Source organism: Geodermatophilus sp. SYSU D01119, assembly GCF_054049975.1.
Genome location: NZ_JBJGYL010000015.1, coordinates 76,956 through 103,291, shown reverse-complemented (window position 1 = coordinate 103,291; position 26,336 = coordinate 76,956). Strand labels below are relative to the sequence as shown.

General features: G+C 76.0%; 23 protein-coding genes. 7 read left to right on the top strand and 16 right to left on the bottom strand.

Features of this window, described 5'->3' with window-relative positions:
* Positions 1-110 precede the first annotated feature (110 nt).
* A complete protein-coding gene (locus tag ACI79X_RS13595) occupies positions 111-482 on the bottom strand; it encodes a DUF6223 family protein (protein ID WP_457025936.1) in 372 nt (123 codons plus the stop codon).
* A 180-nt stretch (positions 483-662) separates the two neighbouring features.
* Between ACI79X_RS13595 and ACI79X_RS13590 the strand changes: the two genes are divergently transcribed.
* Both ACI79X_RS13590 and ACI79X_RS13585 read left to right on the top strand, forming a co-directional pair.
* Positions 663-1,775 (top strand): sensor histidine kinase, encoded by a 1,113-nt coding sequence (locus ACI79X_RS13590; protein WP_457025935.1) that lies wholly within the window; start codon positions 663-665, stop codon positions 1,773-1,775.
* Positions 1,772-2,443: a response regulator gene (locus ACI79X_RS13585; RefSeq protein WP_457025934.1), complete on the top strand. Its 672-nt coding sequence runs from the start codon at positions 1,772-1,774 to the stop codon at positions 2,441-2,443. Before ACI79X_RS13590 ends, ACI79X_RS13585 begins: the two co-directional genes overlap by 4 nt.
* Before the next feature lies 1 nt (position 2,444).
* Here ACI79X_RS13585 and ACI79X_RS13580 read toward each other — a convergent pair whose 3' ends face one another.
* From ACI79X_RS13580 to ACI79X_RS13545, 8 genes are all read right to left on the bottom strand, one after another.
* Positions 2,445-3,404, bottom strand: a complete 960-nt coding sequence (locus tag ACI79X_RS13580) for a VWA domain-containing protein (RefSeq protein WP_457025933.1) — start codon at positions 3,402-3,404, stop codon at positions 2,445-2,447.
* A 28-nt stretch (positions 3,405-3,432) separates the two neighbouring features.
* Positions 3,433-4,506 (bottom strand): DUF58 domain-containing protein, encoded by a 1,074-nt coding sequence (locus ACI79X_RS13575; RefSeq protein WP_457025932.1) that lies wholly within the window; start codon positions 4,504-4,506, stop codon positions 3,433-3,435.
* Complete coding sequence (locus ACI79X_RS13570; protein WP_457025931.1) at positions 4,503-5,768, bottom strand: AAA family ATPase; 1,266 nt, start codon at positions 5,766-5,768, stop codon at positions 4,503-4,505. Before ACI79X_RS13570 ends, ACI79X_RS13575 begins: the two co-directional genes overlap by 4 nt.
* A gap of 339 nt (positions 5,769-6,107) precedes the next feature.
* Entirely contained in the window at positions 6,108-7,472 is a 1,365-nt protein-coding gene (locus tag ACI79X_RS13565; RefSeq protein ID WP_457025930.1) for a C40 family peptidase, read from the bottom strand.
* A gap of 147 nt (positions 7,473-7,619) precedes the next feature.
* Positions 7,620-9,158: an AMP-binding protein gene (locus ACI79X_RS13560; protein WP_457025929.1), complete on the bottom strand. Its 1,539-nt coding sequence runs from the start codon at positions 9,156-9,158 to the stop codon at positions 7,620-7,622.
* Positions 9,159-9,217: 59 nt separating this feature from the next.
* Positions 9,218-9,646 (bottom strand): DUF1772 domain-containing protein, encoded by a 429-nt coding sequence (locus ACI79X_RS13555; RefSeq protein WP_457025928.1) that lies wholly within the window; start codon positions 9,644-9,646, stop codon positions 9,218-9,220.
* A complete protein-coding gene (locus tag ACI79X_RS13550) occupies positions 9,643-9,963 on the bottom strand; it encodes a hypothetical protein (protein ID WP_457025927.1) in 321 nt (106 codons plus the stop codon). The genes ACI79X_RS13555 and ACI79X_RS13550 overlap by 4 nt, the downstream gene beginning before the upstream one ends.
* Positions 9,960-10,718: an SIR2 family NAD-dependent protein deacylase gene (locus ACI79X_RS13545; RefSeq protein ID WP_457025926.1), complete on the bottom strand. Its 759-nt coding sequence runs from the start codon at positions 10,716-10,718 to the stop codon at positions 9,960-9,962. The genes ACI79X_RS13550 and ACI79X_RS13545 overlap by 4 nt, the downstream gene beginning before the upstream one ends.
* Before the next feature lie 266 nt (positions 10,719-10,984).
* On the opposite strand from ACI79X_RS13545, the gene ACI79X_RS13540 reads away from it, so the two are divergent.
* The 3 genes from ACI79X_RS13540 to ACI79X_RS13530 are packed head-to-tail and all read left to right on the top strand — an operon-like array spanning position 10,985 to position 15,336.
* Positions 10,985-13,858 (top strand): aconitate hydratase, encoded by a 2,874-nt coding sequence (locus ACI79X_RS13540; protein WP_457025925.1) that lies wholly within the window; start codon positions 10,985-10,987, stop codon positions 13,856-13,858.
* Positions 13,859-13,876: 18 nt separating this feature from the next.
* Entirely contained in the window at positions 13,877-14,632 is a 756-nt protein-coding gene (locus ACI79X_RS13535; protein ID WP_457025924.1) for an SDR family oxidoreductase, read from the top strand.
* The gene (locus ACI79X_RS13530) at positions 14,629-15,336 is read left to right on the top strand and encodes a sirohydrochlorin chelatase (protein ID WP_457025923.1); all 708 of its coding nucleotides are present in this window, start codon (positions 14,629-14,631) and stop codon (positions 15,334-15,336) included. Before ACI79X_RS13535 ends, ACI79X_RS13530 begins: the two co-directional genes overlap by 4 nt.
* A gap of 220 nt (positions 15,337-15,556) precedes the next feature.
* Here ACI79X_RS13530 and ACI79X_RS13525 read toward each other — a convergent pair whose 3' ends face one another.
* Positions 15,557-17,056 (bottom strand): DHA2 family efflux MFS transporter permease subunit, encoded by a 1,500-nt coding sequence (locus ACI79X_RS13525; protein WP_457025922.1) that lies wholly within the window; start codon positions 17,054-17,056, stop codon positions 15,557-15,559.
* A gap of 96 nt (positions 17,057-17,152) precedes the next feature.
* Between ACI79X_RS13525 and ACI79X_RS13520 the strand changes: the two genes are divergently transcribed.
* A complete protein-coding gene (locus tag ACI79X_RS13520; RefSeq protein ID WP_457025921.1) occupies positions 17,153-17,752 on the top strand; it encodes a TetR/AcrR family transcriptional regulator in 600 nt (199 codons plus the stop codon).
* On the opposite strand, the gene ACI79X_RS13515 is transcribed toward ACI79X_RS13520, so the two are convergent.
* From ACI79X_RS13515 to ACI79X_RS13490, 6 genes are all read right to left on the bottom strand, one after another.
* Positions 17,753-18,577 (bottom strand): sulfurtransferase, encoded by an 825-nt coding sequence (locus tag ACI79X_RS13515; protein WP_457025920.1) that lies wholly within the window; start codon positions 18,575-18,577, stop codon positions 17,753-17,755.
* On the bottom strand, positions 18,574-19,041 hold the full coding sequence (locus ACI79X_RS13510; protein ID WP_457025919.1) for an SgcJ/EcaC family oxidoreductase: 468 nt from the start codon (positions 19,039-19,041) through the stop codon (positions 18,574-18,576). Before ACI79X_RS13510 ends, ACI79X_RS13515 begins: the two co-directional genes overlap by 4 nt.
* Before the next feature lie 43 nt (positions 19,042-19,084).
* Entirely contained in the window at positions 19,085-20,977 is a 1,893-nt protein-coding gene (locus tag ACI79X_RS13505) for an ABC transporter ATP-binding protein (RefSeq protein WP_457025918.1), read from the bottom strand.
* 76 nt (positions 20,978-21,053) lie between these two features.
* The gene (locus ACI79X_RS13500) at positions 21,054-21,827 is read right to left on the bottom strand and encodes an enoyl-CoA hydratase/isomerase family protein (protein ID WP_457025917.1); all 774 of its coding nucleotides are present in this window, start codon (positions 21,825-21,827) and stop codon (positions 21,054-21,056) included.
* Entirely contained in the window at positions 21,824-22,054 is a 231-nt protein-coding gene (locus ACI79X_RS13495) for a helix-turn-helix domain-containing protein (protein WP_073420258.1), read from the bottom strand. The genes ACI79X_RS13500 and ACI79X_RS13495 overlap by 4 nt, the downstream gene beginning before the upstream one ends.
* Positions 22,055-22,371: 317 nt before the next feature.
* Positions 22,372-23,973 (bottom strand): ABC-F family ATP-binding cassette domain-containing protein, encoded by a 1,602-nt coding sequence (locus ACI79X_RS13490; protein WP_457025916.1) that lies wholly within the window; start codon positions 23,971-23,973, stop codon positions 22,372-22,374.
* A gap of 130 nt (positions 23,974-24,103) precedes the next feature.
* Here ACI79X_RS13490 and ACI79X_RS13485 point away from each other — a divergent pair, with 130 nt between their 5' ends.
* Positions 24,104-26,293: an SCO7613 C-terminal domain-containing membrane protein gene (locus ACI79X_RS13485; protein ID WP_457025915.1), complete on the top strand. Its 2,190-nt coding sequence runs from the start codon at positions 24,104-24,106 to the stop codon at positions 26,291-26,293.
* The last annotated feature ends 43 nt before the right edge of the window (positions 26,294-26,336 follow it).

The following is a 26,336-nucleotide window of genomic DNA, read 5'->3' as shown; positions in this document are numbered from 1 at the left end:
AGAAGGTGGTGCGCCGCAGGGGCGGCTACACCTTATTACCGGGCGACGGAGGAGGGGCCGCGGGGACGTGGAGGTCCCGGCGGCCGGTCGTCGTCCCGGGGGACGGCCGCTCACCGGCCGGCACGCACCTCCGGCGGGCGCACGGGACGCCGGGCCCGCGCCAGGCCCACCCCGCCCAGCGCCGCGGCACCGAGGCCGGCCGCCGCGGCCAGCAACCCGCCCACGATCCCCGAGCCGGACCCGGGGCCGCCGTCGGCGGCGGCCACGACGACCGCGCCGACGAGCGCGGCCGCTCCCCCGGCGGCGAGGGCCGCGACGGCGGGCGTGCGGCGGGGGCCGGCCCGTGGAGCCAGGGCCCGCGCACCGGCGAGCAGTCCGGCCAGGGCCAGCGCGGCGGCCACCAGGGACCACGACCGGCCGGGAGTGAGGTACGGCGCGGTCTCGGCCAGGACCGCGGGCGGGTGCAGCGAGTGGACGGTCACGGGGCTCCTCCTCCGACGACGGACACCGCCGATCGTGTCCGCCGGCCGCGCCGCCGTCGTCGTCCCGGCGCCGACACCCTCCGCTGCTGCGGACGCCGCGGGACTACTGCCGGCGCAGTAGTCCGGGAAGCCTCCCCGCGCAGGATCCGGGCGGCGGCCGGGACCGCTAGCGTCGCCCGCATGGGCAGGGACCGGGCCGGTCTCCGGGACTGGGGCGCCGCCGTCGGCGTGACGGCCGGCGTCCTCGTCGCCGCCCTCACCCGGCCACTGCCCGAGCCGGCCCCGCTGGTGCTCGCGTGCCTGCTCGCCGGCGGGCTGTCGCTGGCGGCCCGCCGCCGGGCTCCGGGGGCCGTGCTGGCCGTGACCGCGGCACTCGCGGTCGGCCAGCAGGTCCTCGGTCCCGAGGTGCCCGCCGCGGCCTTCGTCGTCGCCGTCTACGCCGCCGTGCGCTCCGGGCGCCGTGTCGCCGCGGTGGCCGCGTCCGTCCTGGTCGTGGTCGCGCTCCCCCTCGCGCTCCTCGCGGTCGCGCCCGACGGTTCCCCCGGCGAGGCGCTCGCCCGCGCCCGGGACGTCCTGCAGGTGGCGTGGCTGGTGGCCGCGGGCGCGGCGGGCGAGGCCCTGCGGCAGGCCGAGCGCCGCGCGGAGGAGGCCGAGCGGACCCGGGAGGAGACGGCCCGCCGGCGCGCCGACGAGGAACGGCTGCGCATCGCGCGGGAGCTCCACGACTCGCTCACCGCGCAGATCTCGGTCATCACCGTCCAGGCCGAGGTCGCCACCCACCTCGCCGCCCGGCGGGGCGAGCAGGTGCCGGAGGCGCTCGTGGCGATCCGGGACGCCGCCCGGGAGGCCACCCGCGAGCTGCGCGCCACCCTGGAGGCGCTGCGCGACGACCCCGCGGACGCCGGGCAGGGCCTGTGGTCGCTCCCGGCGCTCGTGGAGCGGGCGCGGCTCACCGGCCTCGACGCGCGGCTGACGGTCGAGGGACCGGGAGCCGACGTGCCCCTCGCGGTGGAGCGCGCCGCCTACCGCATCGTGCAGGAGTCGCTGACCAACGCCGCCCGGCACGCCGCCGCCGCGACCGCGTCGGTACGGATCGAGCACCGGCCGGGCACCCTCGTCGTCCGGGTCGACGACGACGGCGACGCCCTGCCCGGCACCGCCCCCGTCCCCGGCACCGGACTGCTCGGGATGCGCGAGCGGGTCGCCGCGCTGGGTGGCCGCCTGCAGGCCGCGCCCCGCGACGGGGGCGGCTTCACCGTCCTGGCCGAGCTCCCCGTCGGGCAGCGGCCGTGATCCGCGTGCTGCTGGCCGACGACCAGCCGCTGATCCGCAGCGCCTTCCGCGCGCTGCTCGCGGTCGAGGAGGACATCGAGGTGGTGGGCGAGGCCGCCGACGGCGACGAGGCGGTGACGCTGGCCCGTCTGCACCTGCCCGACGTCGCCCTCCTCGACGTCCGGATGCCGGTCGTCGACGGGATCGAGGCGACGCGGCGGATCACCGCGGATCCCGCCCTCGCCGGCGTGCGGGTCGTCATCCTGACCAACCACGGGCTCGACGAGCACGTGTTCTCCGCGCTGCGCGCCGGCGCGACCGGCTTCCTCGTCAAGGACGTCCGGCCCGACGACCTCCTGCACGCCCTCCGGTCGGCCGCGCGGGGGGACGTGCTGCTCGCCCCCTCGATCACCCGCCGGCTGGTCGACCGGTTCGTGTCCCGGCCGTTCCTGCCGCTGGGCGCGGGCCCGTCGCCGGCCGGCCTCACCGCCCGCGAGCAGGAGGCGGTCGCGCTGGTGGCCCAGGGCCTGTCGAACGACGAGATCGCCGGCCGCATGGTGATCAGCCCGCTGACGGCCCGGACCCACGTCCAGCGCGCCATGACGAAGCTGCACGCCCGCGACCGCGCGCAGCTCGTCGTCCTCGCCTACGAGTCCGGCCTCGTGCCTCCCCGCGACCGCGACCGGTGAGCTAGAACAGGCGCTGCAGCCGCCAGGCCGCGAGCCCGAGGCCGCAGGCGAGCAGCAGGGTGGCCACCCGCACGAACCAGTAGGACACGTCCTGCGGCTCGGTGGTGTAGCCGATCTGGCTGCCCAGGTCGTCGTAGACCGCCTCGAGCTCGGCACGGGTGCGGGCCTCGTTGTACTGGCCGCCGGTCTCGTCGGCGATCAGCCGCAGCGCCTCGCGGTCGATCGGCACCGGCGTCCGCTCCCCGCCGATGTCGATGGACCCGTAGTCGGTGCCGAACGCGATCGTCGACACCGGCACGCCTGCCTCCTGGGCGGCGGCGATCGCCTGGGTGTTCTCCCGGCCGACGGTGTTGTAGCCGTCGGACAGCAGCAGGATCCGCGCCGGCGGCAGCGCGTCCTCCGAGCCGACGTCGAGGGTCGACTGGAAGGTGCTGATCGCGGTCAGCGAGGTGAAGATCGCCTCACCGATCGCCGTCGCCTCCGACAGCTCGAGGTTGGCGATGGCCCCGCGCACCTGGTCGCGGTCGGTCGTCGGGGTCACCAGTGTCGACGCGGTGCCCGAGAACGACACCAGCCCCAGGTTGATCCGCTCCGGGAGGATGTCGACGAAGTCGCTGGCGGCGTCCTTCATCGCCTCGAACCGGCTGGGCTCGATGTCCTCGGCCTGCATCGACAGCGAGACGTCGAGGGCCAGCACGACGGTGGCGGTCTCCCGCGGCACCCGCACCTCGGTGCTCGGCTGCGCCAGCGACAGCACCAGCCCGAGCAGCGAGGCGAGCGTCAGCCCGAAGGCCACGTGCCGCACCCACCCGGCCCGCTGGGGCAGCAGGCTCGCGGCCAGGCCGGTCTGGGAGAACCGCGCGGCGTAGACCCGCCGGCGCAGCTGCTTGACCACGTACAGCGCCGCCAGGGCGACGACGGGGACGAGGGCGATCAGCCACAGCGGTGACTGGAAACTCACGGGCGGGCCCTCCTGGGGTGCGGGGCGCTCACCGCGAGGCCCCGCCGCTGCCGGCGCGCCGGCGGTCGGCGACGAAACGGACGACGTCCATGAGCCAGTCGCGGTCGGTGCGCAGCTGCAGGTGCCCGGCACCCGCGCGGCGCAGGCCGGCGGCGATGGCCTGCCGCTGCTCGGCGGCGCCGGCGGCGAACCGGGCCCGGAACTCGGGGTCGCCGGTGGGCACCTCGAGCGTCTGGCCGGACTCGGGGTCGCGGACGGTGAGCAGGCCGACGTCGGGCAGCTCCAGCTCGCGCGGGTCGACCACCTCGATGGCCAGCAGCTCGTGCCGGGCGCCGAGGCCGCGCAGCGGGCGCTCCCAGTCGGCATCGCCGAGGAAGTCGCTCACCACGACCACGAGCCCGCGGCGGCGGGGCGGGCGGCGCAGGGTCTCCAGCGCCGCGGCGAGGTCGCCGCGCCGGCCGGTGGCCGCCCGCGGGGTGGCGACGACGGCGCGCAGCAGCCGGTCGGCGGCGAGCCGGCCGGGCTGCGCCGGGTAGCGGTCGACCCGCTCGCCGGTGGTGACGACGGCGCCGAGCCGGTTGCCGCCCCGCACGGTCAGGTGGCTGACCGCGGCGAGGCCGGCGATGGCGAGGTCGCGCTTGTCGCACAGGCCGGTGCCGAAGTCGAGGCTGGCCGACAGGTCGACCACCGCCCACGTCTCCAGCTCGCGGTCGGCGATCGTCTCGCGCACGTGCGGCACCTGGGTGCGCGCGGTGACCGGCCAGTCCATCCGCCGGACGTCGTCGCCCGGGTGGTAGGTGCGCGAGTCGCCGGCCTCGCTGCCCGATCCGGGGACCAGCCCCAGGTGGTCGCCCTGCAGCAGCCCGTCGAGCCGCCGGCGGACGGTGAGCTCGAGCCGCTGCAGCAGGACGTCGGCCGGGCCCTCGCCGAAGTGCGGCGGGGAGCCGTCGCCGTCGCGCGGGTCGACGCCGGAGCCCGGCGTGCCGGCGGAGCCCGGGATGCCGCCCACGCCGGCGGCCGGGGCCGTCGCCGTCGCCGTCCCGACCGCGCCCTCGGGGGTGGCGTCCTCCGCCACCCGGGCGCGGCCGCGCCGCCGGATCACGCCTGGGGGGTGCCCGGGCCGTGCCCGTTGCCGGCGGGCGCGCCGGGACCGGGCTGGCCGTTCTGCGGCTGGTGGCCGGGCTGCTGGCCGTTCTGCGGGGCGGGCGGCGGCGGGAACGGCGGGCCGTACTGGGGCGCGCCCTGCGGCGGCCCGTACTGCGGGGCGCCGGGCGGCGGCACCTGCGGGCCGCCGGGCGCGGCGGGGCCGAAGCCGCCCGCCCGCTGGCGCGGGGTGACCTGCGGCAGCGGCACGGTCTGCAGGATCCGCTTGACGACGTGGTCGGCGGGGACGCCGTCGGCGAGGGCGTCGTAGGAGAGCACGAGGCGGTGGCGCAGCACGTCGGCGGTGACGTCGAGGACGTCCTGCGGCAGCACGTAGTCACGCCCCCGGACCAGCGCCAGCGCGCGGCTGGCGGCGATGAGGCCGAGGGAGGCGCGCGGGCTCGCGCCGTAGGACACCCAGGAGGCGACGTCGTCCATGCCGTGGTCGCGCGGCTGGCGGGTGGCGACGACGAGCCGCACGACGTAGTCGACGAGCGCGTGATGCACGAACACCTGGGAGGCGGTGCGCTGCATGCGGCGCAGGTCCTCCGGGCCGAGGACGGTCTCGGCGACCGGCGGCGTCGACCCCATCCGGTAGATGATCTCGCGCTCCTCCTCGGGGCTCGGGTAGTCGACGAGCACCTTCATGAGGAAGCGGTCGCGCTGGGCCTCGGGCAGCGGGTAGACGCCCTCGGACTCGATCGGGTTCTGCGTGGCCAGCACGAGGAACGGGTCGGGCAGCTTGTGCGTGACGCCCCCGATGGACACCTGTCGCTCGGCCATGACCTCCAGCAGCGCCGACTGCACCTTCGCCGGCGCGCGGTTGATCTCGTCGGTGAGCACGAAGTTGGCGAACACCGGGCCGAGCTCGGTGTCGAAGGCGTCCTGCCCGGCCTTGTAGATGCGGGTGCCGAGGATGTCGGCGGGCACCAGGTCGGGGGTGAACTGCAGGCGGGCGAACCGCCCGCCGACGACCCGCGCCAGCGTCTCGACGGCGAGGGTCTTCGCGACGCCGGGCACGCCCTCGAGCAGCACGTGACCGCGGGCCAGCAGCGCCACCAGCATCCGCTCGACCAGCCGGTCCTGGCCGACGATGACCCGCTTGATCTCGAACAGGACCCGCTCCAGCCGCGCGGCGTCGGCCGACGGCGGCACCGGGGCGCCACTCGCGGCGGACGCGCCCGCGGGCTCGTCGAGAGGGGTGCTGGCGGCGGTGGTCACGGGGCTCCCTGGATGCCGGTCCGCGGCCGCCGGGCACCCGTTGGCCGGGTCCCGGGGAGGCCGGTGACGGGCCTCTCGCCCGTCCCGGCGCCAGTGTCCCACCCCGGCCTGGCAGGTCGTCCTGTTCGCCCGCTCGGCGCCCGCGCGCGCCGTCCGCGGCGCGCCCCGGGGGACACGCCGGGCCGCCCGGACGCGCGGAGGCGCCCGGTGCGTCCCCCTGCACCGGGCGCCTCTCGGCTGCTAGCGTGGGCGGTGCGTCGGGCAGCTCCCCCCGTGGCTGCCCGACGCCCCACTCCTCCTCCGGCCGGTGTCCCCCTCCCGGCCCGGGAAGTCCCGTCCTCAGGCGGTCGGACGCACCGCGCCGAAGTAGTCGCTGCCGAACCACATCGAGCCGGTCCGGACGACGTCGCCGCTCTGCGGGGCGTGGACGATCCGCCCGTTCCCGATGTAGAGCGCGACGTGGTAGATCGACGTGTACGAGCTGCCCGAGCCCCAGAAGACCAGGTCGCCGGGGCGCAGGTCGGCGCGGGCCACCGTGGAGCCGCGGAAGCGCCACCACTGGTCGCGGCTGGTGCCGCCGATCTGGATGCCGGCCTGCGCGTAGGCGTACTGGGTGAGCCCCGAGCAGTCGAAGCCCCAGATGCGCGTGTCCGGCGGGATGCCGTAGCTCGGGCCGCTGCTGCCGCCGCCGCCCCAGCTGTAGGGCAGGCCCTGCTGCGACAGGACGGCGTCGATCGCGGTCTCGACCGCCGAGGCCGAGGGCGCGCCGGCGGTGGTGGCCGGCGGCGGGGTCGGGTTGCCCGAGGACGCCGAGCCCGACGAGGACGAGCCGGACGAGGACGAGCCGGACGACGAGCCCGAGGAGGACGAGCGCGACGGCGTCGTCGGGGCGGCGGTCTGCGGGGCGGGCGCGGGCGCCGGAGCCGGGCGGGCGGCGGCCCGCGCGGCGGCGGCCGCGGCCTCGGCGCGGTCCTGCTCGGCCTGCAGCTGCGCGACCTCGATGCCCGCGGCCTCCGCCTGGGCGGCGACGGCGTCGCGCTGCTCGGCGACGGCGGCGGTCTGCTCGCGAGCGGCGGACTCCTGCGCCTGCGCGCCGGCCAGCGTGACGGCGGCCTCGGCCTGCAGCGTCTCGGCCTGCACGGACGCGACCCGCGCCTGCTCCTGGGCGGCGACGGCCTGCTCCTGCAGCACCTCGAGCTCGCCGACGACGTCGACGCGGTGGCTGCCGGCGGCCTCGAGCAGCGCGGCCCGCTCGATGAGCTGGGCGGGGCCGTCGGCCGACATGAGCGCGGCGGCGCCGGGCGCGGTGGTGCCCTGCATGTAGGTGGTGCGGGCGTAGGAGGCGACCTGCGCGCGGCCCTCGGCGACGTCGGCGTCGGCCTGCGCGGCGGCGGCGGTGGCGGCGTCGGCGGCGACGCGGGCGGCCTCGTAGGCGGCCTGCGTCTCCTCGTAGTCCTGCAGCGCGATCTGCGCGTTCTGGTGCGCCGTCGCGGCGGCGGCCTCGGCCTGCGCGAGCTGGGCGCTGAGCACGCCCACCTGCTGCTCGGCGGCGACCCGCTCGGCCTCGGCGGCGGCGATCTCGGCGTCGCTGGGGGCGGCGGAGGCGGTGCCCGGGGCCAGACCCAGGACGACCAGGCCGGCGACCGCCGTGCCGGCGGCGCGGATGGCCCAGTGGTGATGTCGCGTGCGCGTACCCGTTCCCACGTGCCGACCCCTCCCGGTGCGCCGGCACGCTGGCCGGGCGCTCGCTGTGCGGGCACCCGGAACCGGGCGCCACCCAGGCCGGTCATCGACCGGCCCGGGTGACCTCCGGAGTGATCTGCGGGGGATCTCCCCCCACGGGGGGAGGCCTCAGTTCACCTGGCGGCCGCCGGTGGAGGACCAGAACGGCTCGCGCAGCTTGAACTTCTGGATCTTGCCGGTGGCGGTGCGGGCGAGCTCGTCGCGGAACTCGACCCGCTTGGGCGCCTTGTAGCCGGCCAGCCGGGCGCGGCAGTGGGCGATGATCTCCTCCGCCGTCGCCGTCTCCCCCTCGGCCAGCACGACCAGGGCGGTGACCAGCTCGCCCCACTTCTCGTCGGGGATGCCGATGACGGCGACCTCCGCGACCGCCGGGTGGCTGAAGACGGCGTCCTCCACCTCGATCGAGGACACGTTCTCCCCGCCGGTGATGATCACGTCCTTCTTGCGGTCGGAGATGGTGAGGTAGCCGCCGTCGTCGAGACTGCCGCCGTCGCCGGTGTGGAACCAGCCGCCCTCCAGCGCCTCGGCCGAGGCGTCGGGGTTCTCCCAGTAGCCGGCGAGCACGGTGTTGCCGCGCGCGAGCACCTCGCCGGACTCGCTGATCTCGATGCGGGTGCCCAGCGCCGGGACGCCGGCCCGCGACAACCGCTTCGCCCGCTCCTCGGGGTCGAGGTCGTCGAACTCCGCGCGCGGCCGGTTGACGGTGAGCAGCGGCGCGGTCTCGGTGAGGCCGTAGATCTGGTTGAACTCCCAGCCGAGCTCGGCCTCCACGCGGGCGATGGTCCGCGACGGCGGCGGCGCCCCGGCGACGACGATGCGCACCCGGTCACGGCCCGGGACCTCGCCGTCCCACTCGGCGGCGGCGTCGAGGACGGCGTTCCACACCGCGGGCGCGCCGGACATCATCGTGACGCCGTGCCGCTCGACCCGGCGCAGGATCTCCGCGCCGTCGACCTTGCGCAGCACCACCTGGCGGGCCCCGACGCCGGCCATCGTGTAGGGCAGGCCCCAGCCGTTGCAGTGGAACATCGGCAGCGTGTGCATGTAGACGTCGCGGTCGCTCACCTGCATGTGCATGCCGAAGGTGACCGCGTTGACCCAGATGTTGCGGTGGGTCATCTGCACGCCCTTGGGCCGCGCCGTCGTGCCGCTCGTGTAGTTGATCGTGGCGGTGGCGTCCTCGTCGGGCTCGGCCCAGGGCCGCGGCTCGGCGTCGGAGGCCAGCAGCTGCTCGTACTCCTCACCGGTGCCGAACCGGTGCTCGGCCTGCACGCCCTTGAGCGAGGTCTCCAGGTCGGGGTCGACCAGCAGCACCTTCGCGCCCGAGTGGCCGACGATGTAGGAGACCTCCTCGGGGTTGAGCCGGAAGTTCACCGGCACCGCCACGCGGCCCGACGACGGCACGGCGAGCAGGACCTCGAGCAGCCGCGCGGCGTTGTGGCTGACGATCGCCACCCGCTCGCCCTCCCCCACACCGAGGGCGTCGAGCCCGGCCTGCAGCGCGCGGCCGCGGCGGGCGACGTCGCGCCAGGTCACCTCCCCCAGCGAGGGGGCCGGCTGGTCCGGCTCGTCGACGATCCCGACCCGGTCGCCGTAGACGAGCTCGGCGCGGTCGAGGAAGTCGCGGGTGGTCAGGGGCACGCGCATGCCGGGCTCCCGGTGGCAGGGCCGACCGCGGTCGGCCGCTCGACGTGGTCGGGGTCACGCTATCCGCTGACGAGCACCAGCCACCCGGCCACGAGCGTGCCCGCCGTCGCGGCCACCGCCCGGACGGTGTCCACCCGCAGCAGCCGGGCGAGCACCGCCCGGTCGAACGCCTGCGCCAGGTGCCGGTGCAGCGGCACCGCGAGCAGGCCGGTCACGCCCAGCACGACGCCGAGGCAGCCCGCGGCCGCGACGACCCCGGCCACCGGCGCGCCCTCCGGCCGGGCGGCGAGCAGCCACAGCACCGTGACCCCCTGCCCGGCGAACAGCGGTCCGACGACGGCCGTGACCCGCCGCTGGTGCGCCCGCTCGTACGCGGGGAACGCCCCGGGCGGCACCCGCGCGAACTGCGGGTAGACCAGCGCCCGCACGGTCCACTGGAACCCGGCGTAGGCGGCGGTCAGCGCCAGGTGGACGACGAGCAGGGTCACCGTCGCTGCGGCTTGGCAGGCTTGCCGCGCCAGGCCAGGCTCTGCGCGTCGAGCTCGCGCAGCAGCGGGTCGCCCTCGGCGAGCACCCGCTCGCCCATCGCGACCGCCCCGGCGAGCTGCTCGTCGGACAGCTGGGCGAAGGCCGGGGAGCGGCGGCGGTCGAGCACGTCGTACCAGCGCCCGCCGACGGCGTGGTCGAGCACGATCCGGCCGAAGCAGTGGTCGCTGCTCACCACCCAGCGCCCCTCGCGGGCCCGCCGCGGCAGCTCTCGCAGCACCAGCTCGCGGTAGCGGGCCTCCAGGTCGGCGCGGGTCACGCCGTCCCCAGCAGCCGCGGCAGCGCCGTCGAGATGGGCTCGCGGACGACGAGGTCGGCCAGCTCGTCGTAGGGCGTGGGCTCGGCGTTGACGATGACCACGCGGGCGCCGTGCGCCGCGGCGACCTCCACCAGCCCGGCGACCGGGTACACGACGAGCGAGGTGCCGACGGCGAGGAAGACGTCGCAGTCGGCCGCCGCCTCCGCCGCGGCGGCCAGCACCTGCTCGTCGAGCGCCTGACCGAAGCTCACGGTGGCCGACTTGAGGATCCCGCCGCAGACGCGGCACGCCGGGTCGTCCTCGCCGGCGTCGAGGCGGGCGAGGGCCTCGTCCATCGACGTCCGGTCGCCGCAGGACAGGCACTCGACGGCGTGCACGGTGCCGTGCAGCTCCAGCACCGTGCCCGGCGGAGAGCCGGCGGCCTGGTGCAGCCCGTCGACGTTCTGGGTGAGCAGCGCGCGCAGCCGGCCCTGCTCCCCCAGCCGCGCGAGCGCCCGGTGGCCGGCGTTCGGGGCGACGTCGGCGGCGCGCACGTCCGCCCGCATCCGCCACGCCTTGCGGCGGATCCCCGGGTCGGCGACGTAGTAGGACAGCGTCACGAGCTTCTCGGCGTCGGGGTCGCGGGTCCACACGCCGTTCGGGCCGCGGTAGTCGGGGATGCCGCTGTCGGTGGAGATCCCCGCGCCGGTGAGCACGGTGACCCGCCGTGCGCCGGCCAGCCACTCGGGCAGCGGGTCGGGGACGGCGCCGGTCACGCGCCCCACGGTAGGCACGCTGCCCACTCGCCGCCCCCGCGCACGATTGGCCGGACTCACCTCCGCGCGTCCTGGCTCACCGCCGGCCGTGAGCCAGGTCCCGGCACGACCAGGCGGCCTGATCGTGCCGGGACCGGCCCGTCCGCCGTGAGACCGACGTCACCGGGTGAGGGAAGGGTCGCCTCACCAGCACGTCCGTGCGGACGGCTGGGATGATGGAGGGTGGCATTCAAGCCCGATGGACTCTCGAGGGTGAGGCGCAAGCAGTGGCAGCCAGCAAGGACAGCTTCGGGGCCCGGTCGACGCTCAGCGTCGACGGCACCGACTACGACATCTACCGGCTCGACGCGGTCGAGGGCTCCGGGAAGCTCCCCTTCTCCCTGAAGGTCCTGCTCGAGAACCTGCTGCGCACCGAGGACGGCGCCGACATCACCGCCGACCACATCCGGGCGCTGGCGAACTGGGACCCGTCGGCCGAGCCCGACCAGGAGATCCAGTTCACGCCGGCCCGCGTGGTCATGCAGGACTTCACCGGCGTCCCCTGCATCGTCGACCTCGCCACGATGCGCGAGGCCATGGCGGACCTGGGCGGCGACCCGAACAAGATCAACCCGCTCGCCCCGGCCGAGCTGGTCATCGACCACTCCGTCATCGCCGACGTCTTCGGCACCCCGGAGAGCTTCGAGCGCAACGTCGAGATCGAGTACGAGCGCAACGGCGAGCGGTACCAGTTCCTGCGCTGGGGCCAGGGCGCGTTCGACGACTTCAAGGTCGTCCCCCCGGGCACCGGCATCGTCCACCAGGTCAACATCGAGCACCTGGCCCGCGTGGTGTTCCCCCGCAAGGACGGCGACCGCGTCGTCGCCTACCCCGACACCTGCGTGGGCACCGACTCCCACACCACGATGGTCAACGGCCTGGGCGTGCTGGGCTGGGGCGTCGGCGGCATCGAGGCCGAGGCCGCGATGCTCGGCCAGCCGGTGTCGATGCTCATCCCGCGCGTCGTGGGCTTCAAGCTCTCCGGCGAGCTGCCCGACGGCTCCACCGCCACCGACCTGGTCCTCACGATCACCGAGATGCTGCGCCAGCACGGCGTCGTCGGGAAGTTCGTCGAGTTCTACGGCGAGGGCGTCTCGGCGGTGCCGCTGGCCAACCGCGCCACGATCGGCAACATGAGCCCGGAGTTCGGCTCCACCGCGGCGATGTTCCCCATCGACGAGGAGACCATCGCCTACCTGCGGCTGACCGGCCGCTCGGAGGAGCAGGTCGCGCTCGTCGAGGCCTACGCCAAGGAGCAGGGCCTCTGGCACGACGCGTCGCGCGAGATCGCCTTCTCCGAGTACCTCGAGCTCGACCTCTCGACGGTCGTCCCCTCGATCGCCGGCCCGAAGCGCCCCCAGGACCGGGTCGCCATCACCGACGCCAAGCACGCCTTCCGCGCGGCGCTGGCCGACTACGTGTCCGCCGACGAGGTCGGCGGCGACGACCGCAAGCCCGGCGTCCCGCAGAACGCGCAGCCCTTCGGCGTCGAGTCCCGCGTCGACGAGGCGTCGTCGGAGTCCTTCCCGGCCTCCGACCCGGCCACCCCGGCGCCGGGCAGCGAGGGCGGCAACGGCACCGCCGGACAGCCGCACCACTACGAGGACGACCCGGTCTCCGGCCGCCCCTCGAAGCCGACCCGCGTGGTCATGGAGGACGGCACCGAGACGACCATCGACCACGGCTCCGTCGTGATCGCGGCCATCACCTCGTGCACCAACACGTCCAACCCGTCGGTCATGATCGGCGCCGCGCTGCTGGCGAAGAACGCCGTCGAGCGCGGGCTGACCACCAAGCCGTGGGTGAAGACGACGCTGGCCCCGGGCTCCAAGGTCGTCACCGACTACTACGAGAAGGCCGAGCTCACCCCGTACCTGGAGAAGCTCGGCTTCTACCTGGTCGGCTACGGCTGCACCACCTGCATCGGCAACTCCGGCCCCCTGCCGGAGCCGGTGAGCAAGGCCGTCAACGAGGCCGACCTCGCCGTCGTCTCGGTGCTGTCGGGCAACCGCAACTTCGAGGGCCGGATCAACCCCGACGTCAAGATGAACTACCTGGCGTCCCCGCCGCTGGTCATCGCCTACGCGCTCGCCGGGTCGATGGACGTCGACCTCAACAACGACCCGCTGGGCCAGGACGCCGACGGCAACGACGTCTTCCTGCACGACATCTGGCCCTCGCCGCACGAGGTGCAGCGGGTCATCGACGAGGCCGTCTCGGCGGAGATGTTCAGCAACGACTACGCCGACGTCTTCGCCGGCACCGAGCAGTGGCAGGCCCTGCCCACGCCCACCGGCGACACCTTCGAGTGGGACGCGCAGAGCACCTACGTCCGCAAGCCCCCGTACTTCGACGGCATGCAGGACCAGCCGGCCCCGGTCCAGGACATCACCGGCGCCCGCACCCTGGCGGTGCTCGGTGACTCGGTGACCACCGACCACATCTCCCCCGCCGGCTCCATCAAGGCCGACAGCCCGGCCGGCAGGTACCTGTCCGAGCACGGTGTGCAGCGCCGCGACTTCAACTCCTACGGCTCCCGGCGCGGGAACCACGAGGTGATGATCCGCGGCACCTTCGCCAACATCCGGCTGCGCAACCAGCTGGTGCCCGGCACCGAGGGTGGCGTCACCAAGAACCACCTGACCGGCGAGACGACGACGATCTACGACGCGTCGGTCGCCTACGCCGAGGCCGGGGTCCCGCTGGTCGTGCTGGCCGGCAAGGAGTACGGCTCGGGTTCGTCGCGCGACTGGGCGGCCAAGGGGACGGCGCTGCTCGGCGTCAAGGCGGTCATCGCCGAGAGCTACGAGCGGATCCACCGTTCCAACCTCATCGGCATGGGCGTGCTGCCGCTGCAGTTCCCCGAGGGCCAGAACCGGGAGTCGCTCGGCCTGACCGGCGACGAGGAGTTCACCATCACCGGGATCACCGCCCTCAACGACGGCGAGACCCCGCGCACGGTGAAGGTGAAGGCCCAGGCATCGGACGGTCGGACGACCGAGTTCGACGCCCGGGTGCGCATCGACACCCCCGGTGAGGCGAACTACTACCGCAACGGCGGGATCATGCAGTACGTCCTCCGCTCGCTGCGCAACGCCTGACCGGAGGCTGATCCCCCGATGGACCTGGGCCTGGGCGGTCGCGGGTACCTGCTCACCGGCGCGAGCCGGGGGCTGGGCCTGGCGACCGCCCGGGCCCTCGTCGCCGACGGGGCCCGGGTCCTCGTCAGCTCCCGGTCCGCCCCCTCCGTGGACGCCGCCGTCGCCGGGCTCGGCGACGGCGCGTCCGGGGCGGTGGCCGACCTCGCCGACCCCGGGGCCGCCGATGAACTGGTGACGACGGCGCTCGAGCGGCTCGGCCGCGTCGACGGCCTGCTGGTCAGCGTCGGCGGCCCCGCGCCGGGCAGCGTGCTCGAGACGCCGGAGGACGCCTGGCGCGCCGCCGTCGACAGCGTGCTGCTCGGCCCCCTGCGGCTGGTCCGGGCGCTGGTGCCGCACCTGTCCGAGGGGGCGGCGATCGCCTTCGTCCTGTCCACCTCGGTGCGCCAGCCGATCGGGCACCTGGCCATCTCCAACGGACTGCGGCCGGGCCTGGCCATGACGGCGAAGGCGCTGTCCGACGAGCTGGGCCCGCGTGGGATCCGGGTGGTCGGGCTGATGCCCGGCACGATCGCCACCGACCGGATCACCGAGATCGAGGCCGCCTCCGGCGATCCCGCCGCCGCGCGGGCCCGCACCGAGCGCGGCATCCCGCTGCGCCGCGTCGGGCAGCCCGAGGAGTTCGGCCGGGTGGCCGCCTTCCTGCTCTCCCCCGCCGCCAGTTACGTCACCGGCACGATGGTGGCCGTCGACGGCGGCGTCCTGCGCACGCCGTGAGCGGGGCTCCGGTCGCCGCCCCGGTGCTCGTCGCCTGCGCGCACGGCACCCGCAACCCCACCGGGCGCCGGCTGGTCGCCGAGCTCGCGCTCGCCGCGCGCCGGCTGCGCCCGGGCCTGGTCACGACGGCGGCGTTCGTCGACGTGCAGCCGCCGACCGTCGTCGACGTGGTCGCGGAGCTCGCCGCGGACCGGCGGCCGGCCGTCGTCGTGCCGCTGCTCCTGTCCGGCGGCTACCACGTGCACGTCGACATCGCGGGCGCGGTGGCCGCGCACGAGTCCGCCGTCGCCGCCCGCCCGCTGGGTCCCGACCCGCGGCTGGCCGCGGTGCTCGCCGACCGGCTGGCCGAGGCCGGCGCCGACCCGCGCGACCCGCTCACCGCCGTCGTGCTGGCCGCCGCCGGCTCGTCGGACCCCCGCTCGGTCGCGGACGTCGAGGACACCGCCGACCTGCTGCAGCGCTCCTGGGCGGGCCCGGTGACCACCGGCTACGGCTCGGCCGCGCAGCCCCCCGTCGCCGACGCGGTCGCCGCCGCGCGGAGGGCCGGAGCCGAGCGGGTCGTGGTCGCCTCCTACCTGCTCGCCCCGGGCCACTTCCACGGGAAGCTCGCCGAGGCCGGCGCCGACCTGGTCACCGCTCCCCTGCTGCCCGACGAGCGCATCGCCGCCGTCCTGCTCGACCGCTACGACGCCGCGCTGGGCTGACCGGGCGCGGACAGCCCACCGACCCGCGCCAGGACGGCTCCGCTCCGGTCGCACGCCCGGACGAGCTCGGTCTCACAGCAGGTGGCGACCGCTCGCACCTGCGCCGGCTGGCCTCCGCGCGGGAGCCGGTCCTCGGCCCGCGGTGGCCGCAGAGGCGCGGCGCGTCCTCGGCTGACCGGCCCGGGCCGCCACCGGTGCGGGGACGGCCCGGGCCCGGCTCCTAGACCGCGCCGGCGGCCGCGGGGAGCGCCTCGGCGGCCTGCTCCCTCGAGACCCGCACGAGCAGCGCGGCGACGACGCCGGCCGCGGCCAGGAACCCCGCCGCGACGACGAACCCGACGCCCCAGCCCTCGACGACGGCCGACACGTACCCCGGCGTCGTGGGCGGCCCCGAGGGCGCGATCGCCTCGGTGCGCGCCGTGCTGACCGCCGTCAGGATCGCCAGTCCGAGCGCGCCGCCGACCTGCTGCCCGGCGTTGAGCAGCGCGCTCGCCACGCCCGCGTCCTCCTGCGGCACCCCGGCCACGGCCGCGCCGGTCAGCGCCACGAACGTCAGGCCCATGCCGAGCGCGACCGTCACCAGCGACGGCAGCACGATGGTCAGGTAGGAGGCGCCGGGGTCCAGCCGCAGGCCGAGGACGAGCATGCCGACGGCGGCCAGCGCCGGACCGCCGACGAGCAGCGGCCGGGGGCCGACCCGCCCGAGCAGCTGGGAGGCGATCGCGGCGCCGATCACGATGGCGACGGTCATCGGGAGGAACGCGAAGCCCGCCTCCAGGGGGGACCAGCCCCTGACCTGCTGCATCCACAGCACGAGGAAGAAGAAGACGGCGAAGATCCCGGCGCCGACGAACAGCGCGCCGAGGTCGGCCCCCAGCACGGAGCGCGACCGGAAGAGCCGGAAGTCGACGAGCGGGTCGGCCGAGCGACGCTGCACCACGACGAACGCACCGAGCAGGGCGACCGCGAGGGCGAGGGTCCCGAGCGTGCGCGCGGACGCCCAGCCGAGGTCGTTGCCCTTCACCAGGGCGTAGACGAGCGCGACGAGTCCGCCGGTGACCAGGAGCGCCCCGGGGACGTCGAAGCCGCGAGCCCGCGCGTCGCGGCTCTCCGGGACCACCCGCAGCGCCCCGACGACGGCGAGGACGGCGACGGGGACGTTGACGAAGAGCACCCAGCGCCAACTGGCGTACTCGGTCAGGACCCCGCCCAGGATGAGGCCGATCGCGGCACCGCCGGCCGAGATGGCCGCCCAGATGCCGAGCGCGCGGTTGCGCTCCCGGCCCTCCTCGAAGACCACGGTGAGCAGCGACAGCGCCGCCGGCGCCATGAGCGCGCCGGCGAGGCCCTGGAGCAGCCGCGCGGCGACGAGCAGCCCGAGATCGCCGGCCAGGCCGCCGAGCAGGGAGGCGACGGCGAACAGGGCGGTGCCGATGACGAAGACGCGGCGGCGGCCGAGGCGGTCGGCCAGCTTCCCGCCGAGGAGCAGGAAGCCGCCGAAGGTGAGGGTGTAGCCGGTGACGATCCAGGACAGGTCGGCCTGGCTCGCCACGCCCAGGGAGACGGCGATGTCGGGGAGCGCGACGTTCACGATCGACACGTCGAGCACGACCATGAGCTGGCTGATGGCGAGCACGGCGAGGGCGAGGCCCTTGCGGACCTCCCGACCGTCGGGATGTGCGAGGGGACCTGGCCCGGGCGGCGAGGCGGTGGTGGTCACGAGGAACTCCTGGAGGATGGCTCAACGCTCGTGGAGCGACGACTCAACGACCGTAGAGCGACCTCCGGCAACGGTCAACGCCTGTAGAGTGAACCTGTGACCACAGCCGGTACCGAGCCCGTCCCCCGCGACGAACGCCGTCGTCGGACGGAGGCGGCGATCCTGGAGGCCGCCCGCGCGCTGTTCGCCGAGACCGGCTTCGAGCGCACGACCATCCGGGCGGTGGCAGCCGCGGCCGGGGTCGACCCGGCCCTGGTGATGCAGCACTTCGGCAGCAAGGACAACCTCTTCACCGAGGCCACCCGGTGGGCACACGACCAGGTCTCGGTCCTCGACGTCCCCCGGGAGGACGTCCCGAGCGCCGCCCTGGCCGACCTCTTCGAGACCTTCGAGGGCGCCGGTGGCCGGGCCGGCGCCATCGCCCTGATGCGCAGCTGCCTGACCCATCCCGAGGCCAACCGCACGCTGCGCGACGACGTCATGTGCTCGGTCGCCTCCGGCGTCGCGGAGCGGATCGGCGGCGAGGACGCCGAGCTGCGGGCCGGGCTGCTGGCCGCGTGCGTGATGGGTCTGGGCCTGTCCCGCTACCTGCTCCAGGTGCCGGCCGTGGCCGAGGCCTCCCGCGCCGACGTCGAGCGGCTGCTGGAGCCCGCGCTGCGCGCCCTCCTCGACCCGCCGGACCGCACGGCCGGCTGATCAGCCGGGGTCCGGGCCCGTCGCCGTGGGACGGGTCGGGTCGGCCGACCACTGCGACCACGAGCCCGGCCACAACGCCGCCTCGATGCCCGCCTCGGCCAGCGCCGCCACCTCGTGCGCGGCGGTGACGCCCGAGCCGCAGTAGACGCCGACCCGGTCCCCGGGCCGGACCCCGAGCGCGGCGAACCGGCCGGCGAGGTCGTGGCGGAAGGTGCCGTCGGGTGCCAGGTTCGCCGCGGTCGGGGCGCTCACCGCACCGGGCACGTGCCCGGCCCGCGGGTCCACCGGCTCCACCTCGCCGCGGTAGCGCTCGGCGGCGCGCGCGTCGAGCAGCACGCCACCGGACGACGGCAGCGCGGCGGCCTCGTCGGCGGTCAGGGTCGGCATGCCGCCGCCGCGGAGCACCACGTCGCCGGGCTCCGGGACGACGTCGCCGGTCTCCAGCCGCCCGCCCGCGTCCACCCACGCGTCGAGGCCGCCGTCGAGCAGCCGCACGTCGGCCAGCCCGCCCCAGCGCAGCAGCCACCAGGCCCGCGCCGCGGCGAGCCCGCCGGTGGCGTCGTAGGCCACGACGGCGTCGCCGGCCCGGATCCCCCACCGCCGGGCCGCGGCCTGCAGGCCGGCCACCGCGGGCAGCGGGTGCCGGCCCTCCGCGGGCGAGGGCGGCGCGGCGAGCTCGGTGTCGAGGTCGGCGAACGCCGCGCCGGGCAGGTGGCCGGCCAGGTACCGCTCGCGGCCGTGCGGGTCGCCGAGCGCCCAGCGGACGTCGAGCAGCACCGGGCGCGGGCCGGCCAGCAGGTCGGCGGCCCGCACGAGCACGCTCACCGGGGGGCGGCCAGCAGCCCGCGCAGCTCGGCGGTGAGGGCGTCGCGGGCGTCGCGGCGGCCCAGCCACGCGGCCGGCGTCGCCTGGAACAGCGTCGTCTTCCACCGCCCGCCGCCCTCGTCGACGGCGACCAGCGTGTGGATGCTGTGCAGCCCCGGGTCGATGTCGTCCTCGCCCGGCGGGATCATCCCGGCGTGCGCGTGCAGCACCGCGACGCCGGCGGCCACCGCGCGCACCGACCGGACCAGCGCCACGTAGCGGGCGGTCGGGTGGCTGCCGAAGACGCGCCGCAGGTCCGAGGCGATCGACAGCCGGCCGTTCACCGTGGTGCCGTCGTAGCCGACCATGTCGCCGTCATCGGCGAACACCGCGGCGACCGCCGCCCCGCTGCGCTGGTTCCAGCCCTCGATGAACGCGGCGTAGAGCGCGCGGATCTGGGCGTCGTGCGGGTGGGCGGACGTCACGGAGCTCCTCCTGGTGCAGCTGGGGCAGGAGGAACGCTAGTTGCTACGCGACGGGGACCGTTCGACGCTCGCCGTCGGCGAACTGGGTCCGGTAGAGGTCGGCGTAACGCCGCCCGAGCGCCAGCAACTCCTCGTGAGTGCCCGACTCCACGACGCGACCGTCGTCGACCACGAGGATCTGGTCGGCGCTGCGGATCGTGGACAGCCGGTGCGCGATCACCAGCGACGTCCGTCCGGCCAGAGCGGTGTCCAGCGCGTGCTGCACCGCCACCTCCGACTCGCTGTCGAGGTGCGCGGTCGCCTCGTCGAGGATGACGATCCCCGGCGCCTTGAGCAGCACCCGGGCGATCGCCAGCCGCTGCTTCTCCCCGCCGGAGAGGCGGTAGCCGCGGTCGCCGACGACGGTGTCCAGCCCGTCGGGCAGCGAGGCGACCAGCGCGGCGATCCGGGCGCCGGTCAGCGCCGACCACAGCTGCTCCTCGGTGGCGTCGGGCCGGGCGTAGAGCAGGTTGGCGCGGATGGTGTCGTGGAACAGGTGCGCGTCCTGGCTGACGACGCCGATCGCGTCGCGCAGCGAGGCCAGCGTGGCCTGCCGGACGTCGACCCCGCCGACCCGCACGGCGCCGCCGGTGACGTCGTACAGCCGCGGCACCAGGTTGACGATCGTGGACTTGCCGGCGCCGGAGTGTCCGACCAGCGCGACCATCTGCCCGGGCTCCACGCGGAACGAGACGTCGTGCAGCACCGCCGTCGGCCCGCCGTGCTCGGGCAGCGACACGTCCTCCAGCGACGCCAGGGACACGTCGGCCGCGGCCGGGTAGCTGAACGAGACGCCGTCGAACTCGACCGACCGGTCCCCGGCCGGCACCGGGACGGCGTCGGGCGCCTCGGCGATCATCGGCGGCAGGTCGAGCACCTCGAAGACGCGGTCGAAGCTGACCATCGCGCTCATCACGTCGACCCGGACGTTGGACAGCGCGGTCAGCGGCCCGTACAGCCGCGACAGCAGCAGGGCCAGCGCGACGACGTCGCCCGGCGACAGCGACCCGTCGAAGGCCAGCCACCCGCCCAGGCCGTAGACCAGCGCGGTGGCCAGCGCCGCGACGAGGGTGAGCGCGGTGAAGAAGGTGCGGCCGTACATCGCCGACAGCACGCCGATGTCGCGCACCCGCGCCGCGCGGCCGCGGAAGCTCTCGGCCTCGGCGTCGGGCCGGCCGAACAGCTTGACCAGCAGGGCGCCGGCCACGTTGAAGCGCTCGGTCATCGTCGCGTTCATCGACGCGTTGAGCCCGTAGGACTCCCGGGTGATCTCCTGCAGGCGCCGGCCGATGCGGCGGGCGGGCAGCACGAACAGCGGCACCATGACCAGCGACAGCAGGGTGATCTGCCACGACAGGGAGAACATGACGCCGGCGGTGAGCACCAGGCCGATCACGTTGGACACGACGCCGGACAGGGTCGAGGTGAACGCCTGCTGCGCCCCGACGACGTCGTTGTTCAGGCGGCTGACCAGCGCGCCGGTCTGCGTGCGGGTGAAGAACGCGACCGGCATGCGCTGCACGTGCTCGAAGACGCGGGCGCGCAGGTCGTAGATGACGCCCTCGCCGATGCGCGCGGAGTACCAGCGGGTGGCCACCGAGATGAACGCGTCGACGACGGCGAGGCCGGCGATGAACAGCGCGATGCGGACGATCCCGCCCGCGGTGCCGTCGAGCCGGGCGATGCGGTTGACGATGTCACCGGCCAGCAGCGGGGTGACCACCCCGATGACCGAGGACAGCACCACGAGCAGCAGGAAGCCGGTGAGCTCCCGCCGGTAGGGCCGGGCGATGCCCAGGATGCGGCGCACGGTGCCCTTGGGCAGCTCGCGCGAGGTGACCGACGGGTCGCGGCGGAACGAGCGCATCGCCGCCATGGAGGTCATGGGACTGCTCATGCGGTGACCTCCTCGGGCAGGGACGGGGAACCGGCGGCAGCGTCAACAGCCACCGGTCCCCCGCTGTTCCGGTCGCTCAGCCCCCGGCCAGCTCGGTGAGCCGGCGCACCTGGGCCGCGCGCTCGGCGGCGTCCTGGGTGTCGGGGTCGTTGCGGACGGCGGCGCGCACCAGCGCCGCGGTCTCCCGCACCGCGCCCGCGGGCGGGGCGGTGACCGCCGCGACCAGCGCGGCGACCGCGCCGTCGAGCTCCGCCGCCGGGACGACGGCGTTCGCGAGCCCCCACGACAGCGCCTCGGGCGCCGTCACCGGCCGGCCGGTCACGCACATCTCCAGCGCCCGCCCGTAGCCGACGAGCTCGGCCAGCGTGCTGGTGCCGGTGAGGTCGGGCACGAGGCCCAGCGTCGCCTCCGGCAGCCGGATGGAGGCGTCGTCGGTGAGCACCCGCAGGTCGCAGGCGAGCGCCAGCTGGGCGCCCGCCCCGATCGCGTGGCCCTGGACCGCCGCGATCGAGACGATCCCCGGCGACCGCAGCCAGCGGAAGCCGGCCTGGTAGCCGCGGATGCGCTCCTGCGCACCCTCGGCGCCGAGCCCGCTCAGCTGGCCGAGCCCGCCGGGCGTCGACGGGTCGGTGCTGAACAGGCTGCGGTCGAGCCCGGCGGAGAAGGAGCGGCCCTCGCCCCGCACGACGACGACGCGGACGTCGTCGTCGAGGGAGTCGCCCACCGCCTGCAGCGCCGCCCACGTGGCCGGCGTCTGCGCGTTGAGCTGGTCGGGCCGGTCGAGCGTGACGGTGAGGACGGCGCCCTCCCGGCGGGTGCGGACCCAGCCGTCGGCGTCGGCCGCCGTCACGCGGTCTTCTTGCTGTTCCGGTTGGCGCCGCCACGGCTCCGCAGGGTGGCACCGGACTCCGACAGGAGCCGGTGCACGAACCCGTAGGACCGGTTGGTCGAGGTGGCCAGGGAGCGGATGCTCTCGCCGCCGTCGTAGCGCTTCTTCAGCTCGTCCGCGAGGGACGTGCGGTCCCCTCCGGTGATCCGCTTGCCCTTGCCCAGGTCCGCCGTGCTCGAGTCGGCCATGACTCCCCTCCGTCGCCGCCGTCGCGCCGGCCGGAGCCGGCGTGCCCGGTGCTGGTCCGCGTGGTGCCGCCGTCCCCGTGACGCCGGCCTCCCACAGCGATGATCACCCAGCCCCGGCGACCCGGCCACGCGAATGACAACTTCCCTGGCGAGCCGGGCGGAGCACCTCGAGACGGTGAGCGGCAGGCGATCCGCCCCTGCGGAGGACGGCGAACCGGTCGCGGGGCCGCAGGCTCCCGACCGGCACGCCGTGGCAGGGCTCCACGCCACAGGGGGACGGCACCCGGCCGCGGTGCGGTCCGGTAGGACCGCGGTGACTACGCCAGCTCGACCAGGTCGGCGAGGTCCTCGCTCCAGGCGTCCTCGGTGCCGTCGGGCAGCAGGATCACCTTGTCGGGGTCGAGGGCGCGGACGGCGCCCTCGTCGTGGGTGACCAGCACGATCGCGCCGGTGTAGGTGCGCAGCGCCTCGAGGACCTGCTCGCGGCTGGCCGGGTCGAGGTTGTTGGTCGGCTCGTCGAGCAGCAGCACGTTGGCCCCGGAGACGACGAGCGTCGCCATGGCCAGCCGGGTCCGCTCGCCGCCGGACAACGTGCCCGACCGCTGGTCGACGGTGTCGCCGGAGAAGAGGAAGGCGCCGAGGATCCGCCGCAGCTCGGTGTCGGTGCTGTCGGGGGCGGCCGAGCGCATGTTCTCCAGCAGCGACCGGTCCATGTCGAGGGTCTCGTGCTCCTGCGCGTAGTAGCCGATGCGCAGGCCGTGCCCGGGCCGGACCTCGCCGGTGTCGGGCATCTCGGTGCCGGCCAGCATCCGCAGCAGCGTCGTCTTCCCCGCGCCGTTGAGGCCGAGGACGACGACCCGCGTGCCCCGGTCGACGGCGAGGTCGACGTCGGTGAACACCTCGAGCGAGCCGTACGTCTTGGACAGACCCTCGGCGGTGAGCGGCGTCTTCCCGCACGGCGACGGCGTCGGGAACCGCAGCTTGGCCACCCGGTCCTGCTGGCGCACCGCCTCCAGGCCCGAGGCCAGCCGCGCGGCCCGCTTGTCCATGCTCTGCGCGGCCTTGGCCTTGGTGGCCTTGGCGCGCATCTTGTCCGCCTGCGAGGTCAGCGCGTCGATCTTGCGCTCGGTGTTGGCGCGCTCCTGCTTGCGGCGGCGCTCGTCGGTCTCGCGCTGGGCCAGGTAGGCCTTCCAGCCGAGGTTGTAGACGTCGACCGTGGCCCGGTTGGCGTCGAGGTGCCACACCTTGTTGACGACGGCGTCGAGCAGCTCGACGTCGTGGCTGATGACGATCAGGCCGCCCTTGTGCGACGCGAGGAAGGTCTTGAGCCAGGCGATCGAGTCGGCGTCGAGGTGGTTGGTCGGCTCGTCGAGCAGCAGCGTCTCGGCGTCGGAGAACAGGATGCGGGCGAGCTCGACGCGGCGGCGCTGACCGCCGGACAGGGTCCGCAGCGGCTGGCCCATGACCCGGTCGGGCAGGCCGAGCGCGGTGCAGATGCGGGCGGCGTCGCTCTCCGCGGCGTACCCGCCCAGCGCGGCGAACTGGTCCTCCAGCCGGCCGTAGCGGCGCACCGCGCGGTCGCGCTCGGCGTCGTCGGCGGGCTCGGCCATGGCCACCTGGGCCTTGACCAGCTGTGCCTTGAGGCTGTCCAGGCCGCGACCGGACAGCACCCGGTCGGTGGCGGAGATGTCGAGGTCGCCGCTGCGCGGGTCCTGCGGCAGGTAACCGATCTCGCCGGTGACCTCCACCTTGCCCGCGTGCGGCAGCCGCTCGCCGGCCAGCGTGGTGAGGGTGGTGGTCTTGCCGGCCCCGTTGCGCCCGACCAGGCCGATGCGGTCACCGGCCTGCACCCGCAGGCTGATGTCGCTGAGGAGGATGCGGGCGCCGGCGCGCAGCTCCAGGCCGGTCGTCGTGATCACTGATCCCAGGATAGGCGCTCCGAGGACGGATCCCGAGTGGATTACCGGGTGACGTCCACAGCAGCCCCGTCCGTCCACAGCCGGGGTGAGATCGGTTCCGCGGACGCCGGAGGCAGGTCACCATCCCGGCATGAGCACGCCGACCTGGGCACCGCCCTGTCCCGTCTGCGGCACCCCGGCGGTCCCGGCGCCCGCGCCGTGCCCGGTCTGCGGGCTGCCGGCGGTGGCGCAGGCCGCCTCCGTGGTGGCCCGGATGGGTGCCACGATCGACGAGTTCGCCCGCGAGCGGGACGCGCTGCTCGCCACGCTGCGTGCGGCGGCCCGCCCGGGGACGACGACGGTGCCCGCGCCGGCGCCGCCGGTCGTGTTCCCCGCCGTGCTCCAGCCGGTCCCCGTCCCCCCGTCCCCCGCGCCGCCGGCACCCCCGCGCGTCCCGCCGCCGTTCCCGCCGCCGTTCCCGTCGCCGTTCCCGTCCGCCGCGGGCCCCCTCCCGCCGCCTCCCCCGCCGCCTCCCCCGCCGCCGCGTCCGCGCCGGCGGTTGAGCCCGCAGCAGGTGCTGCTCGGGTTGGGCGCCCTGCTGGTGGTCGCGGCCGGCGTGGCGTTCGTGGCGGTCGCCTGGACGCGCCTGGGCGTCGGCTTCCAGGCCGCGGTGATGGCCACGGTCACCGCGGCGGCCGGAGGCGCGTCGGCCTGGGCGGCGCGGCGCGGCCTGCGGGCCACCGAGGAGGCGCTGGCCGCGGCCGGTGCGGCGCTGCTCGCCGTCGACCTGGCCGCCGCGCACGCGCTGGGGCTGGCCTCCGCCGACGCGGTGCCGCTGCGGCTCTGGGCCGGGCTGTCGTGCGTCGTCGTCGCCGCGGTCGCCCTGGTGGCCGGCCGGGCCACCCGCAGCACCATCGCCTGGCCGCTCGTCGCGCTGCTCGCGGTCCAGCCGGCCGGCTGGCTGCTGCTCCCCGCCGGGCTCGGCGAGGCGCCCGCGGCGGTGGCGGTCCTGCTCGGCACGGCACTGCTCGACGTCGTGCTGCTGCTGGTCCTGCGCCCGGAGCTGCACCGGGTCGCCAGCGCGCTCGCCGCCCTCGCCACCGTGGCGGGCGCGCTGCTCGGGATCCCACTGGCCTGGTCCGGCGGCCCGGCCGACTCGTGGGTCGCCACGGGTGTCCTCGCCCTCGCGGCGGGCGGCGCGGTGGCGCTGCTGCGCGAGCCGCGGCTCGCTCCGCGCCTGCCGGAGCCCTCCGTGGTGGCTCCGGTCGCCGCGGGCATCGCGGCCACCGCCCTCACCGGGTCGCTCACCGGCGCCGGCCTCGCGGGCACCGTGCTCGCCGGCGGGCTCGGCCTGGTGCTGCTGACCGCGGCGGCGCCGACCACGGGAACCGGCCCGGTCGCGGGCGCGCTGACGGCCGCCGGCGCCGTCCTGGCCGGCGGCGGCGCCGCGGTGCTGACCGACGGGGAGCACGTCGCCCCCCTGGCCCTGCTGGTGCTGGCCGCCGCGGTCCCCGCCGGCCTGGCGGCGGTCCTGCGCCCGGTCCTGCGACCGGCCGCCACCGCGGCGGCCCTCGCGGCGCCCCCGCTGGCGGCGCTGGTCGCGATGGCGGGCGGGCTGCTCGGCGAGGTCCCGGCCGCGCTGCTGATAGCGCTCGCCGGTGCCGCCGCCTTCGCGGTCGCCGCGCTGCGCGCCGGGCACCCCGAGGAGTGGGCCGCGGCGGTCACCGGGACGCTGGCCGGCGTGGTGGCCGGCCTGGTCACCGTGGAGGTCGGCGCGTGGGGTCAGGTCGCGGTCGACCTCGCCGTCGTCGGTGCCGCGGCCGGCTGCTACGCCGTCGTCGCGCGGCGCCGCCCGGTGGCCGTGCTGGCGGTGGCCGACCTCGTCGCGGCCGGCTGGATCGCCGCGGCCGGGGCGGAGATCACCACGCCCGAGGTCTACACGCTGCCCGCGGCTGCGGGGCTGCTGCTGCTCGCGGTCCCGGCACTGCGCACCGGCGCCGCCTCCTGGGCCGCCGAGGGCCCGGCGGTGGCCGTGGCGCTGCTGCCCTCGGCGCTGGCGGTGGTCGACGAGCCGACGGCGCTGCGCCTGGCGCTGGTGGTCGCGGCCGCGGCCGGGCTGACCGTCGGGGGCGCGCTCACCCACCGGCAGGCGCCCTTCCTCGTCGGGGCCGGGGCGCTGGTCCTGGTGGTGCTCGGCCGGCTGGCGCCCTACGCGCCGCTGGTCCCCCGCTGGGTCACCCTGGCCACCGCCGGGCTGCTGCTCCTGGTCGTCGGCGCCACCTACGAGCGACGGCGCCAGCAGGCGCGGGAGGCGGTCGCCTGGGTCGCGCAGATGCGCTGACCTGCCCCTAGCGTGAGAGCGCAGGCCGAGTGGAGGGGGACGG